Source organism: Ruegeria sp. CDSC085 (assembly GCF_059610465.1).
In genome coordinates this window covers 17,699-32,717 of the sequence record NZ_JBXWNR010000016.1, presented here as the reverse complement: position 1 = coordinate 32,717, position 15,019 = coordinate 17,699, and the positions used below count along the sequence as shown (strand labels likewise).

Annotated in this window: 10 protein-coding genes; 7 read left to right on the top strand and 3 right to left on the bottom strand. The window is 56.5% G+C overall.

All coding sequences use genetic code 11. From position 1 onward, the window contains the following. Positions 1-23 precede the first annotated feature (23 nt). The 6 genes from AC2FJB_RS18330 (at position 24) to AC2FJB_RS18305 (ending at position 9,406) form a co-directional block, all read left to right on the top strand. On the top strand, positions 24-2,477 hold the full coding sequence (locus AC2FJB_RS18330) for a tetratricopeptide repeat protein (protein ID WP_496719901.1): 2,454 nt from the start codon (positions 24-26) through the stop codon (positions 2,475-2,477). A gap of 115 nt (positions 2,478-2,592) precedes the next feature. Next, on the top strand, positions 2,593-3,204 hold the full coding sequence (locus AC2FJB_RS18325; RefSeq protein ID WP_496719899.1) for a polysaccharide biosynthesis/export family protein: 612 nt from the start codon (positions 2,593-2,595) through the stop codon (positions 3,202-3,204). Positions 3,205-3,273: 69 nt separating this feature from the next. Beyond that, positions 3,274-4,782 carry a hypothetical protein gene (locus AC2FJB_RS18320; protein ID WP_496818817.1) on the top strand — a complete coding sequence of 503 codons (1,509 nt, stop codon included), beginning with the start codon at positions 3,274-3,276 and terminating at the stop codon, positions 4,780-4,782. A 133-nt stretch (positions 4,783-4,915) separates the two neighbouring features. Continuing rightward, positions 4,916-6,535, top strand: a complete 1,620-nt coding sequence (gene xrtD, locus AC2FJB_RS18315) for a VPLPA-CTERM-specific exosortase XrtD (RefSeq protein WP_496719895.1) — start codon at positions 4,916-4,918, stop codon at positions 6,533-6,535. A 178-nt stretch (positions 6,536-6,713) separates the two neighbouring features. Then, positions 6,714-8,261 carry a hypothetical protein gene (locus AC2FJB_RS18310; protein WP_496719893.1) on the top strand — a complete coding sequence of 516 codons (1,548 nt, stop codon included), beginning with the start codon at positions 6,714-6,716 and terminating at the stop codon, positions 8,259-8,261. Positions 8,262-8,305: 44 nt separating this feature from the next. After that, positions 8,306-9,406, top strand: a complete 1,101-nt coding sequence (locus AC2FJB_RS18305) for an acyltransferase family protein (RefSeq protein ID WP_496719891.1) — start codon at positions 8,306-8,308, stop codon at positions 9,404-9,406. A gap of 6 nt (positions 9,407-9,412) precedes the next feature. Here the strand turns inward: AC2FJB_RS18305 and AC2FJB_RS18300 are convergent, their stop codons facing one another. Continuing rightward, on the bottom strand, positions 9,413-10,669 hold the full coding sequence (locus AC2FJB_RS18300) for a glycosyltransferase family 4 protein (RefSeq protein ID WP_496719889.1): 1,257 nt from the start codon (positions 10,667-10,669) through the stop codon (positions 9,413-9,415). Further along, positions 10,656-11,918 (bottom strand): nucleotide sugar dehydrogenase, encoded by a 1,263-nt coding sequence (locus tag AC2FJB_RS18295; RefSeq protein WP_496719887.1) that lies wholly within the window; start codon positions 11,916-11,918, stop codon positions 10,656-10,658. Before AC2FJB_RS18295 ends, AC2FJB_RS18300 begins: the two co-directional genes overlap by 14 nt. Before the next feature lie 375 nt (positions 11,919-12,293). On the opposite strand from AC2FJB_RS18295, the gene AC2FJB_RS18290 reads away from it, so the two are divergent. Next, positions 12,294-13,841 carry an oligosaccharide flippase family protein gene (locus AC2FJB_RS18290; protein ID WP_496719885.1) on the top strand — a complete coding sequence of 516 codons (1,548 nt, stop codon included), beginning with the start codon at positions 12,294-12,296 and terminating at the stop codon, positions 13,839-13,841. A 7-nt stretch (positions 13,842-13,848) separates the two neighbouring features. Here AC2FJB_RS18290 and AC2FJB_RS18285 read toward each other — a convergent pair whose 3' ends face one another. Then, positions 13,849-15,012, bottom strand: coding sequence for a DegT/DnrJ/EryC1/StrS family aminotransferase (locus AC2FJB_RS18285; protein WP_496719883.1), 1,164 nt, complete (start codon positions 15,010-15,012; stop codon positions 13,849-13,851). Positions 15,013-15,019 lie beyond the last annotated feature (7 nt).

Genomic DNA, 15,019 nt, shown 5'->3' with positions numbered 1-15,019 from the left:
GTACGTTTTGCGGGAGAACAGCAATGAGCAGGATCGTACCCCCAATTGGTGCACGACTGGTTGCCGCCCTTTTTGCAGCGACGCTTTTTCTGAGTGCGTGCGACTCGGCCGAGGAACGGGCCGAAGCTCATTTCCAGGCAGGGCTGGCCCATCTTGAAGCCGGCGATGTCGAACGCGCACTCGTTGAATTCCGGAATGTCTTCAATCTCAATGGTCAGCACAAGGAAGCGCGCCTGACATTTGCCCGGCTGGAGCGCGAGCGCGGCAACATCCCTGTTGCATATGGTCAGTATCTGCGGCTGGTGGAACAGTATCCGGACAACCTTGAAGGTCATCGCAACCTTGCCGAGATGGCTCTGGGCATGGGAAATTGGGAAGATGTTAGGCGCCACGGCGCGTTGGCGGGTGATCTGGCGCCGGATGATGTCGAAATCAAATCCATCAATAATATGCTGGCTTATACCGACGCAGTCCGGAATGGTGATTTTGCGGATGTGGACTTTAGCGTCCATACGGCCCGCGAGATGATCACAAGCAATCCGGAATTGATGACCGCGCGCCAGGTCGTAATTGACCACCTGATCCGCGATGAAGACTGGCCCGGCGTTCTGCAGGAAACCGAGGTGGCCATAGCCACCGATCCAATGGAAGTAAGCCTTTATGGAATCCGGATCCGCGCACTTCAGGCACTGGATATGCCCGCAGAGATCGAGGCGTTTCTTCGGCAGATGGCCGTGACATTCCCTGACGATGAGGGCGTCGAGCAGTTGCTTGTGGAACACTATATCGATCAGGGGAATCTGGATGCGGCAGAACAGATGCTGCGGGCCGAGGTGGATCCGCTCGCTGAAGATCACATGCCGACACAGCGGCTGATCGCCTTTCTGAACGATAACCGCGACTCTGCAGCGGCCATTGCCGAGCTGGATACGATCATCGCTCAGAACGGCCCGAACACGTTCCAATTCAAGACGGTGCGGGCAGCGCTGAAATTCCGATCAGGTGATGAACAGACCGCGATCGCCGAGATGCAGACACTGCTGGAAGGGGCGGAAAGAAGCATACAGACCCGCGCCAGTGAGGTAGAGTTTGCCCTCATGCTGTTCCAGGTCGGCCAGCCCGATGAAGCCCGCGCTTTGGTTGAAAAAGTCCTGTCCGAGGATGCAGCCCAGGTCAGCGCTCTCAAGTTCAAGGCGTCCTGGCTGATTGACGAGGACAAGACCGGCGATGCGATTGTGCTTTTGCGCGAAGCGCTCGGTCAGGCGCCCCGCGATCCGCAATTGATGACCCTGATGGCCCAGGCGCATGAGCGCAACGGAGACAGGGAACTGATGGGCGAGATGCTGGCGCTGGCGACGGAAATTTCCAGGAACGCACCGGACGAAACGCTGCGCTATGCCCGATTTCTGATCGCGGAAAGTGATCTGGTGATCGCCGAACGTGTTTTGGCCCAAGCCCTGCGTCAGGCTCCGGAACATTCCGAGCTTTTGCTTCTGTTGGGAGAAGTATATCTGAGCATGCAGGATTGGGACCGCCTGGAAACCGTCCTTGATGCCATCAGGGATCTGGACAGCCCGGGAACACTACGCTCTGCGAATGAGCTCAGGGCGCACATGCTGGCCGCACAGCAACGCACACAGGAGCTGACCTCTTTCCTGAACGAGCTGGCGGATGATCCCGAATTTGGCCTGCCCGCCGATATCGCGCTTATTCGCCTGATGCTTACAAAGGGGCAGACGGTCGAAGCCTTCGCCCATCTTGACCAGTTGCTGGCGGAAGATCCCAACTCTTTGCCAATCCGCCTGGTCAAAGCCCGCGCCCTGATCGGTGAAGACAAGCGCGGCGAAGCGGAACAGCTCTATCGTGTCATTCTCGAGGATTATCCGACTACAACCCGGGCATGGATTGCGCTGCACGGATTGGCAACGGAACGGAATGCGCCCGATCAGGCCAGGGAAATTTTGGCTGAGGCATTGGTAAATCTGCCTGAAAGCCCGGCTCTGCTCATGCTGCAGGCGGCGGATTACGAACGCAGCGGGGACCTAGATCAGGCAATCGCAACATACGAAAAGCTTTATCCAATCACCAATCGCTCCCTGATTGTGGTCAACAATCTCGCAAGCCTGCTGACAACACATCGCAACGATGACGACAGTCTGCGGCGTGCGCAGGTTTTGGCGCAACGTCTGCGGGGCACGCAAGAACCGGTCTTCCAGGAAACATATGGCTGGGTGGCCTATCGGATGGGAAACTATGAAGAGGCGGTTGCCTATCTCGAATCTGCGGCGGCAGCATTTCCCGAGCATCCGCTGGTTCTGTACCATCTAGGGAAAACATACGCAGCTTTGGCCCGCAACGAAGATGCGCTGCGCATTTTCCAAAAAGCCAGAGCTTTTGGCGGCGATTCTACAGAAATCGCATCATTGGTTGAAACCGAGATTGAACAACTGGGTGCGGCATCCGACACCAGCCACTAGCACAGAGCTGATGACGCCGCTGCATTTCTGCCGCATCTTGTATGTATCAGACTCCCTGCAGATTGTTTTGTATCCTGTAGGGCGGCATAAGTAGGAAAAAGTGAGAGATTTGAATATGCGTACAGTCATCGGGTCCCTGACCGCACTTGTCATTACCATGATCGTAGCCACCGCATCATGGGCGCAATCCTATCAAATCCAACCGGGTGATGCGCTGCAGGTTGAAGTTCTCGAAGACCCCACCCTGAATCGGACCATTCTGGTTCTGCCGGACGGGTCCATCAACTTCCCGCTTGCCGGTTCGATCCGGGCAGCCGGCCAGTCAACCAGCGGATTGAGTGCGTCGCTCTCATCGGCGTTGGCCTCGAATTTCAATACACCGCCGACAGTCTTTATTTCAGTGGCGTCGCTGGCTCCGCCACCGCTTCTGGGCGGACAGGCCGCATCCGGACCAACCATCGATGTTTTCATCATGGGTGAGGTCAATGTGCCTGGTAAGCATCTGGCAACCGAAGGCACGACAATTCTTCAGGTTCTGGCTCAGGCTGGTGGCCTGACCAATTTCGCGGCTCGCAAGCGCATCGAATTGCGCAGGGCTGACAGTAAAACAGGCGTGGTGAACAGATATACCTATAACTACAATGGCTCGGGCGGTGGTATCCAAGGCAATACAGTGCTTAGACCCGGAGATGTTGTTGTCGTACCAGCACGCCGCTTGTTCGAATAGGGGCTGATACAGGTGGGGAAATCCAGATACAGGCTGTCCAAAACACTGGGGAGCGGGGCTGTCTTTTTTATGTCGCTCACGCCGGCAACCGGGCAACAGGCTTCGCCCCAACAAACGCAGTCTTCGACACAGCAAACAACTGTACAGCAAACAACTGTACCATCGACGGTCGTGCAGCAAACGCCCAGCCAGCAACTTATCGCACAGCAGGCCCAGCGGAACCCCGCTCGCCAAGTGGGCCTGCCAGCACGCGGCCAACAGATTGGGACCGGGACCGGCCTGAGCATCACGCTGGATTACCTGACATCTCTCAGACATGACGACAACCTCAGGCTGACAGACCCTTCACTTGGCTCGACTACGTGGTGGGAAAATACGCTGGCGCTGAATGTTCTGAAGCAGACTTCGGATTCCACTCTGTCTTTCGATCTGTCGGGGTTATATCGAGTTGCCAATGAGCCGATCATAGGATCCGATTCCAGTTTCTCAGATCCGCTCGCGCGGCTGGATTACCAGCGTAGGCGCGCCAACAGCCAATTGGGTCTTCTGTTGGAGTACCGCGAACGCGACTTGGCCTTTAACCGTTCACTGACGGACACCAACCTGGATGGCGTCATCGATATTGCCGATGTGATCGGAACCATCGGCGATCAGGTCGATACCCGCGGCGATCTGGACTGGCAGGTAGGACTGAACGATCCGCTGGGTTTCCAATTCATCTACAGCCACCGCGAACGGTCTTACACGAATACGATTGACCCGAACCTGTTCGAAAACAGGTCTGATGACTTCTCGGCGATTACAACCTTTCGGTTCTCCCCCGTTTTTCAGGGCAATCTGCGTGTCGACTATAGCGATTTCGTGGCCGAAGATAATGTCAGAACTGACCAGCAGACGACGGTTGTTGCAGTTGGTGGAACATATGACATTTCCCCCATCACCACCATCAGCGCAAATATCGGATACAGTCAGGTTGACGATACGCAACGCGCGACCAACACAAGTAATGTGACCGAAGATTTTGTCTGGGACTTTGCCTGGACCAAAACGCTGCCGGACGGCACGGCTGATTTTCAGATAGACCAGATCTTTGGGGTAAACGGTTCACGTATAAACGCAACGGCTGGGCGCAGCTTTCAGCGGCCCAATGGAGTGTTGAGTATCAATGCCGGGCTGACCCGAGGTCCGTTTGACGAGGTGACCCCAATCGGCCAGATAGACTATAGCTATCGGCTGGCCAGCTCCCAGATCGGGGCAACTGTACAGCGCCGGGTCGCCACAAGCACGCAAAGCCTGGAAACCCGCCAGACAGTCGCTTTTCTGACCTATGACTATTTCATCAATCCTCTCTCGGGTCTGTCCTTCAGCCTCAACTATATTGATCAGGAAGATGAGGGCTCAGGCCCGACCAACCCGCGCGAGCGCAGTACCTTCACCGCCTCTTATACGCGCGCAATCACAAAAGACTGGGCCGTGAACGTAGGATACCAATACGAACGGGATGATCAGAACGGCTTTACGGCAACGTCGGACTCAGTCTTTGTGACACTGGGACGGCGCTTCACCCTCAAACCCTGATCAATCTCGGGCTCGCTTCACAACATCAACAACCTCTCACTTCACGACCCATTGTATCTGATCCGGATCAAATGCGCGGGAGCAGGAGGCATCGTAATTTCAGATCAAGTCTCGTTATGCATGATGGGAAGTGATGCAACGCTTTGATTCGAAAAACAGCGGCCGCACTATTCTGGAAGCGGCACAGGGGAACCTGCCCGCCATCAACACTGCCGGGTTGTTCTGGCTTTTGTTGCTGTTGCTTGGATCGATACCGATCTTCTGGATCGGGATCGTGTCGCTGGGCGCTGCCTGGAGCACGCCGGAATACAGCCACGGCCCGCTGATCCCGATTATTTCGCTGTACCTGTTCTTGCGCGAACTGCGGGACATGCCACCACCCAACCCGGTCGTTCGCGATCGTGGGCCGGGTATCGCCGTGATTGCCGTGGGCCTGTTCATCGCCGTTCTGGGCAATCTGGCCCGTATTCCGGATATCGTTACATATGCAATGATCATCTGGACGGGTGGTGTCATGCTGACCGTGTTCGGCTGGCAGCGCGGGAAACATCATCAGCTGCCCGTAATCCACCTGGTCTTCATGCTGCCCCTGCCGCAGTTCGTCTACTGGAAGCTTACGATTTTTCTGCAATGGATTTCGTCCGAACTTGGGGTCTGGTTCGTGCAGATGGCCGGTGTCTCGGTGTTCATCGAAGGCAATGTCATCGATCTGGGCGTCTATAAACTGCAGGTAGCCGAGGCTTGCTCGGGCCTGCGCTACCTGTTCCCGATCCTCAGTTTCTCGTATCTATTCGCGCTGCTCTATCGTGGCCCGATCTGGCACAAGGCGGTTTTGCTGATCTCTGCCGCACCGTTGACAGTGCTGATGAACTCCATCCGCATCGGTGTGATCGGCGTGTTGGTCAATCATCACGGCATCGAACAGGCTGAAGGCTTTATGCATTTCTTCGAAGGCTGGATTATCTTCCTGCTTTGCGTCGCTATCCTGTTTCTGATGGCAATCGGGTTGCAGCGACTGGCACCAAACCCACAGCCCTTCAGCGAAACCATCGATTTGGACACTCAGGGGTTGGCTCCCATCGCCCTGCGTATCTTTGGCATCCGCGCGTCGGTGGCATTGGCCGTCGCAGCCTTTTTGACACTTGCGATTTCAACCGCATGGACCTTGCGTCCCGCCTCGGAAGTTCAGCCCGTCGAACGCGATCCGTTCGTGCTGTATCCGCGGCAACTCGGGCCCTGGTCGGGTTCAACCGCCACGCTGGATCCGCAGGTGGAGGCAGTTCTGGGCGCCAGTGATTACCTCAATGCCACCTATATCAACACCGGATCAGGCGACTTCGTGAACATGTTCGTGGCCTTCTATGACAAACAATCCGAAGGGGACGGCATCCATTCGCCCGAGGTGTGCCTGCCGGTTGGTGGCTGGGAAATCTTCAGCCTCGAACCGTATGAGATTAACCCCGGGAGCACGCCTTATGGCAGCTTCACTGTGAACCGTGCCGTGATCCAGAAAGAACTATCGAAACAGCTGGTCTATTACTGGTTCGAGCAGCGCGGCAAACGTATGGTCAATGATTTCCGCGCCAAGATGAGCGTCATTCAGGACGGCTTCACCATGGGGCGCACCGATGGCGCTCTGGTCCGGTTTGTGACCCCCATCCTGCCCGGCGAAACCGAAGCGGATGCGGATGCAAGGTTGCAACGTTTCATGGAGCCAAGCCTGAACCGCCTGCCGCGGTTTGTACCGTTTTGAGGAGGCGCCGGACACCACGCATCAACGCACTCCCAGCGACACCCCACGTAGTGAAAACACAACACTTCCGCTTTCAATGATAGCGGCGTGACAATAATACACGATGAAGTACTCCTGACAGGTAAGGGATCAGGTTTTTCGTTTTTAGTATATGGTTAGAAATGTGCCTGCGGCAGAAATGAATATTGCTCCTCAAAGCCGTTCTTTGCGTCCAGTTTTGGCGCTGACCCTCTTGGTCAGCCTTGTTCCGCTCTGCGTGACGCCAATTCTTCCGCTGACGGATTTCTATGCCCATATCGCACGCTACTACATTCTGGCCAAACTGCCGGATTTTGAAGTACTGCAGGAAAACTACGAAGCCGCTTGGCAACTGCTGCCCAATCTCGGGCTGGATGTTCTGGGTACAGGTGTCATGAAAGTGCTGCCCCCGCTTTTGGGTGCCAAGCTGATCGCCGGTCTGATCATTGCGACCCCGTTCGCGGGTATTCTGTATCTGTCACGTGTTCTGCACGGTCACCTCCCGGTGCTCAGCGTGCTGCTGGCCGGTCTGGTCGCGTATAACCACATCCTGATCTGGGGGTTTTCGAATTTTCTGCTTGGATTGGGGGTTCTGCTGGGCGCAACCGGCTATTGGATTGCGACACAGGACCGCCCCGTCCGGCAACTGATCGTCACAGCTTGTCTGGGGCTGCTTCTTTTCTTTATTCACGGGCTGGCCTTTGCACTGTGGGGACTGCTGCTGGGTATGGTTGAACTGTCGCTTTCGGTCAGACCAGGTTATCCCGGGCTGCTGGTTTTGATGCGTAAAGCCGCAAGACTTGCATTGATCGCCATCGCACCGGCTGTGATCTTCCTGCAAACGAAAACCGCAAGCGGTGGCGTCGCCACATCGGTTTCAAATCTTCTGACTCATGTCGAGCAAGGGACATTGTGGACACGCCTGTGCACTGAGGCCTTTCTGCGCGTTGACGGGTTCCTGCGCGTGGCTGAATCCACATGGCGCACTTTCGACTGGGGTTTTGGCATCCTGTTATGGGGCGTGCTGATCGGGGGCCTCATCACCGGGATATGGCGGATCGACTGGCGTATGAAACTTGCCGTGGCGCTGTGTGGTTTGCTGATCTTGATAACCCCTCCGAACCTGTTCGGTGTCGGACATCTGAGTGAACGTATCCCACTTCTGATGCTGGCCCTTCTGGCCGCCAGCTTGTCCCTGAATCCCAGTGCCAAGCTGCGATCACAACAAACAGCCGTTGCAGCGATCGCCGGACTGTTTCTGCTGCGTAATCTGATGTTAACCGTCGGGTGGTATCAGGATGGCAAAATTTACTCCTCTTATCTTGAGGCATTGAATCGTTACGACACGCGCAGCCTGGGCGCAGGGGCTTATGTGGAAGACGCAAAAGACTCGTGGGTTTTCAAACCCAGCTGCAGACCCTTGTCCTTTCTCATGATCTTTCACGGTACCGCAGTTCCGACCTTTGCCAACCCCACACAGCAACCGCTGCGTATAGTTGGTCCGCTGGCCGGTGTGCAAAACGCAGTTCAACAGATTGCGTTGGAGGCCAATCACACGCTGCCATCGGCCTTGAATGCATTATCGAACGCCAAAGCCGATACAATCGTGACATGTTCCACGGAATCGTTTCCGCCACAGGTTCAGGGTTTCGAGATACTTGCAGCAACTGAACCGTGGATATTGTATCAAAGGATAACTTCCAAATAATTGCGGACCCATATGTTTATGCCACCAACCCAGAGGACTCGCGGATGAAAGACCAGGATGCGCATGCAGCCTCGGGCAATCCTACGCGCTGCTATATCGCGGACCGGGCAGACGGGCGGGACAACAATTTCAACCTGATCCGGATTCTTGCCGCCAGCGGCGTGCTTGTATCGCACGCCTATCCACTCAGCTGGGGTGGCGCGGTTGGTCAACCGTTTGAGACTGCTCTTCACGGGCTGTCCTTGGGCATGGTGTGCGTATGGATCTTCTTCGCTATTTCAGGATTCTTCATCACACGCAGCTTCGATAGAAAACGGTCTGCCAGTTCATTTCTGATCGCCCGCGCGCTGCGTCTGTTTCCCGCACTTGCAGTCGTGACAGGGATTACGCTCTTGGTTGCCGGGTTCATACTGACACAGGCCCCTGCATCCGTTTTCTGGGCGCAGGCCGGGGAATTTTTTGTGCGCAACATGCTGCTGTTCAAGATTCAATACGTGTTGCCTGGCGTGTTCGAATCCAACCCTTACGGCCCTGCAATCAACGGCTCACTCTGGTCGCTGTCTTACGAGGTCACCTGCTATATCGGTGTATTGATCTGCGGCACCCTTGGCATTTTGGGTCGGAAAAAAATCTTTGCTGTTGTTACCTTGCTGTTCCTGGTCGTCTATGCGGTGGCCATGGTGACCGATCTGAACCCGCGCATCGAGCAACTCACCCGGCTTGGACTCCCCTTCCTCACGGGGATGGTCTTTTATATCTGGCGCCAACACATCCCGCTGTCCCCGATCCTGTTCATCACGGCAACGGTGCTGTCCATTGTGGCCTGGTTCACACCGCTGTTTCTTCCGGTTTTTGCCGTCTGCTTGTCATATGTGGTGTTTTTCTTGGGTTACGCGAAAACGCCTCTGCTGCTGCATTACAACAAGCTGGGCGACTATTCCTACGGTGTCTACATTTATGCCTTTCCCATCCAGCAGTTGGTGGCGCAGGCCGGGGTCACCACCCCCATCGTCAACATGGTCATATCATTTCCACTAACAATGATCTGCGCGATGCTGTCATGGCATTATGTTGAGGCCCCAGCCATGCAATTGCGGCACCGGAAGACTCCAAAGCCCCTGGAGACCAAACAGGCTGCTGAGTAGCCGACCTTACCCCTTCCAGATCCGCTGATACGCCGCGATCAGCGCGGGTACCTGATGGGGCCAGGCCATTTCAGCCTCTACCCGGGCGCGGCCATAGCGGCCCATGACGGCGCGACGTTCGTCATCCGCCAGCAATTCGCTGATCTTGTCGGCCATATCCACCGGATCGTTGGCCTTTGCATAAAGCGAGGCCTCCTGTGCCGAGAACCGCCCTTCGGTCACGTCGAACTGAACGATGGGTTTCTCGAAGGCCATGTATTCGAGAATCTTGTTCATGGTGGATTTGTCGTTCATCTCGTTCACCCGATCCGGGTTCACGCAGACATCCGCGGTCGACAGAATCTCGAACAGATCCTGATCCGGCGCGCGGCCAGTGAAGGTGACATAGTCCGACAGGCCCATATCGGCGGATTGCTGTTGCAGCTTCTCAAGGCTGGGGCCGCCACCGACAAGGCAGAACTGGATATCGTCGCGCCCCTGAACCTGCACCAGATGCGCCACGGATTCCAGCAGCAGGTCGATGCCTTCCTGATCACCCATGACGCCGACATAGCCCACCATGTATTTCCGCCCATTGCGCCAGTCCGGGTTCGGCGGCAGATGCTGCAACCGGCTCAGATCGGGGCCCGAACGGACGATAAACACATCCTCGGGCGCCATGCCGCCACGTTCGATGGCGATCTTGCGATAGCTTTCATTGGTGGCAATCGACACTCGGGCTGAAGCAAAGGTCAGCCGCTCAAACGTCTTCATCAGCTTCCAGAAGAAACCTCGCTTATTGAATTTCGCCTCGTAAAGCTCGGGGTTGATGTCGTGGTGATCGAACAGATAACGCACGCCAAAAAGTTTGAACGGCAGCGCCACCAGAAAGATCAGATCGGGCGGGTTACAGCCATGGATGACGTGAAAGCCGCGGGTGAACTTGATCTTCAGCGCCAGCCAGCTTTCCCAGAACAGCGCCGCGCCGTATTCCAGCAGATACCCCAGCGCGCCGCTGGCATCCAAAGGCAGCGGGTGGCGATAGACCTTGATGCCTTCATCTTCCCACACACGCTCCTCATGGCCTTTGCCGGTGGGGCATATGACCGAGACCAGCGCGCCTGCGGCGGCCAGCGTCCGCGCCTCCATCCAGACGCGGCGGTCGAAGGGCACGGGCAGGTTCTCGACCACGATCAGAACCTTCAGCCCTCTCAGAGGCTGGCTCTGTCGCAGCTCATCGAACGAGATCGGCTGAACCGCGGGCACAGGGCTAGTCATATTCATAGGTTCTCACCACCTCTGCATCGCCAAGGTCCAGATCATTGATGATCCTGTTTGACCCGATCACCAGATCCCATGGTCCGGCCTCGGCAGTGGCACGATCCACCAACAGGCTGCCCACTGTTGGCAGGTGGGTAAAAGTATAACCCAGGTTCTGGCCACGCAGATCGGCCGGTTTAATGGCCGGATCATAGACCGACAGCTGATACCCCGCCTGTAGCAGACGCCGGGCAATATCGACATTGGGGCTTTCGCGCAGATCGTCGGTTCCGGCCTTGAAGGCCAGCCCCGCCATCAGCACCCGGCCCCCATCGGGCAGCCGCGCCATGATATCCTGCGCCTGATAGGTCTTATGCGCCTGATTGGTCTGCAACAGGCTGTCGATCAGATGGGTATGCGCGCCCACCTCACCGGCGATATGCTGCAGCGCACGCACATCCTTGGGCAGGCAGGACCCCCCGAACGCACCACCCGGACGCGTGTAATAGGATGAGATGTTCAGCTTGGTGTCCGAGACGAAAATCTCGTGCATGGTTTTCGCCGACACGCCCATGCTGTGGCAGATCCGGCCGACCTCGTTGGCAAAGGCCACCTTGGTGGCGTGCCACGTGTTGTCGACGAATTTGGTGATCTCGGCCTCTTCGAACGCGGTGTAGAACACCGGTGCATCCAGGCCTTCTTGCATTTCGTCCATCACCGCCGAGCGATTTCCGTCTGCCGTGCCAACAACGATCTTGGGCGGGTTGAAGAAATCATCCACCGCCGAAGCCTCACGCAGAAATTCGGGGTTATAGACAATCTCGATCGCCTGACCCGTCTGGTCCCCCAGATAGCTTTGGAAGATCGGCTCGATCAGCTGGCGCACCGTGCCCGGCCGGAAGGTGGATCGGTACGCCACGGTCAGTGGACGCCCCCGGTCCGGTGACACGGCCTTGGCAATCTGTCGCGTCACCTCGGCCACGAAATTCATGTTGTGCGAGCCGTCAGTAGAACTGGGCGTACCGACGCAAACGATGGCCAGATCGACATCGGACAGGTCTGGAATTTCAACCGTTGCGCGGATCAGGTTCTTTGCAAGCGCTTCGGTCAGCAGCTCGGCCACTTTGGGTTCCTTGATCGGAGGCTGGCCTGCATTGATTTCGGAGACCTTGTCGGCATTCACATCGACGCCGACCACCTCATGCCCCTCACGGGTCAGACAGCACGCTGCCGTGAAGCCTACATACCCCAGACCAAAAATCGCAATCTTCATACCATTACACCGTTTTGAATTCCGGCTTCCTGGCGCTGACCGCCACCGGACACATATCAGGCATCACATACTTGACGCGCTTGCTCATGAGGAGCCTGATCTGAGACACTGGGCCAGAAATTCTCCTTGAAACAGCAGATAACTTTCGGACACTAGACCCGCAGGTATCACCGAGTATGAAACAACCTTCTAACATTGAAAGAAAATCATGTGATTTAGACATAAAAAAGCGCGGTTTTCCTTGAGTAACAGCGACCCCGCCCAATTGCCAGAACGGCACTTCTCTATCTGGTTGGAATACTTGGGAGAGGAGATAAAAAGGAAACACTAACCCGTTATTCTGTTGTTTGTTTTGAATGTGGAAAGACAAAGCTGTTGAAGCCTTCGCCTAAATCCGAACCGACCGGTGCCGCAGTCCCGCGCAGCTCATCCCTTGTCGTCGGGGCCGCAGCACTGTTTGCTTCGGGCGTATTCAGTCAGATTCTTGGCCTGCTGACACTTATCGTTACTGCTCGTCTGCTGACCCCGACGGATTTCGGTGTAATCGCCTATTTCGTCATCGCTGTGGCTCTGCTTGAAATCGCACAGCGCGCGGTTTCCATGACCCTAATCCGGCAACCGGACGTAACCGAAGCACATCTCAATACAGTTTTCACGATGCAGCTGCTGCTGGGTACTTCCGCCGCTGGCCTGATCTGGATCAGTGCACCCCTGATGGGGTTTCTGGGCTTACCTGCCCTGACCGAGCTGATTCCCGCCTTATGCCTGATCGCTATCGTCAGCTCGCTCAAAAGCACACGGTTTCCCCTGCTGGAAAGGGATCTCAGGTTTGGATTCGTGGCAGGTGAAGAAGCTATTAGCCGTATTACATACACGTTGTTCGCAGTGTGCCTTACCTGGTTATGGCGCGATTTCTGGGCCATCGTGGCAGCCAATTTCCTGACCCAAGTCGCACGCGTTATCTGGTCCTTCTCCGTCGCACCTATGCGGCCTCGGCTGACGCTCAGATGCTGGCATGACTGTATAAACGTATCATCATGGTCACTAGGCGCACAGATCACACAATTCCTGACGACCAACATGCCGCAAATCGTTATCGGAGCTACATTGGGGCTGGCGGATGCTGGCATTTTCAGAATTGGTTTTCGCCTTGTGTCACTGTTCACCAGCCAGGTCATCGGGCCACTTGAGCGGGTGATTTATCCCGGGCTTGCCAGCATCTCCAGGGCTCAGGGCAACGACCGCGAAGCCTTTGAACAGGCCAATGCCATCCTGCTGGGCATCATCATTCCCGTCAGTGTCGGAATGGCGCTGGTCGCAAATCACCTGATCGTCGTGGTGGCCGGATATGAATGGCTGGCGGCCTCTCAGGTCATCTGGGTGCTCGCCCCGCTCAAGGCCATTGAAACGCTACAGGCCAATGTCCGTTCAGCAAGCTATGTGCAGGGTGACACGAAACGGCTGTTTCTACGCAACAGTATCCTGTTGGTAGTAACAACCATACTGGTGCTGCTGGGATCCAACTATGGATTTGTGGGCGCGATCCTCGGATCCGGCGCCGCCAGCCTGTTCGCGATTGGTCTGGCGCTGGTCATGGCCAAGGATTTTGGAACCGGGGGGCTTCTCACGCCCATTCTCATGGCCTGGCGCACCTTCGCCGCGGCCATCGCAATGGTCACGGCGGTTCTCATCGTCAGCAGCGCCTATGGCAGTGGCGACGCAATCGGCTGGGCTTACGATTCAGTCGAAGACCTGCCCCTGCTGCGCATCCGTTTTGCCGTCAAAATCATCGTCGGTGTGTTCACCTATATCGCGACCCATCTGTTGCTTTGGCAGCTGTCAGGGCGCCCAAAGGGATTTGAAAGTCTGACGCTCGAACTCGCATCGAAACTGCGAAACAGGATTGTTGCCAGGATATCCTAAGCCACACTCAACCCTGCAATGCCCGCTTCAGTTCCGAGACGATGTAATCGACATGCGCCTCGGAAAGATACTGGTGTAGCGGCAGTGACACGGCTTCATTCTTAAGCGCCATCGCCTCGGCCTGTCCGATCCAGTCGAGATTACGGTTGAACCCCGCCCACCACGGCGTTGCCCCGATCCCGCTGTGTTGCAAAGCCTGCACGACACGGTCGCGCTCATCCACCAACACCGGCATGTTCAGCGGGCAGGTGTCGACCGTCAGCTCGGACACGAGCATGCGCGCACCCGCCGTATCAGCCAGAAGTTCATGGTACCTTTTCCAGTTTGCCCGGCGCGTTGCGATAGCCTCGGATACGGAAAACGCCCCTAAGGGGCGGGCCGCAAACGCGCTCATACGGGTGCTGCGCAGGGCCGGATCAAAGTAGTAATGGCCAGGAATGTCTTCCAATTCACCCTCAGAACACACGTGCGTGGGTGCCTGTCCCCCACCCCGTAGCGCCTGCACCAGCCCTTTCAGGCGCGCTGTACCAAGCACATTACCCAGTCCGGCACGCAGCAGCATCTTGGTAACCATCTTGCGGGGAGGCGGGCGTGTAAACGGATGCTCAGCGGGCAGATCCGGCGCGTTGATTACCAAAGCGCCACCGCCCAGAACCGGAACAAACTTGTAAAAACAGAAAACCGAAACGTCACCCACTCGGCCTTCAGCAGGGGTCTGGCCACTCAGCAGGCTCAGCGCGCAATCCTCGATCAGCCGTAGCCCGTGGCGGTCACACAGCGTCCTCAGCTCAGCCAGCGTGGGCTGGATCACACCAAAGTAATGCGTTACGTAAATCGCCCGTGTGCGCTCCGTTATAAGCGGTGCAACACGATCCGGATCAGCCAGCAGATTCTCTGAGACAGGATACAGCCTGACCGAAAGACCTGCGTCGATCAGCGGGTCGACCTCTGAGCCGCAATTATAGGCTGGCACCAACACCTCATCCCCGGGCTGCAAGGCCAAAAGATCACAGGCCGCCCGGATCGCCACGCGGGTATTGAAACTCCAGAAAACCGAGCGATCCCGAAACAGTGCCGTATATCCGCCCGTCGGGTCCCGGCGCAACAGGTTGGCAAACTGCATGGACGGGTCGCCGCAATAAAGTGCGGTCTCATGTGTGTCGCTGCTCATGCTCCCC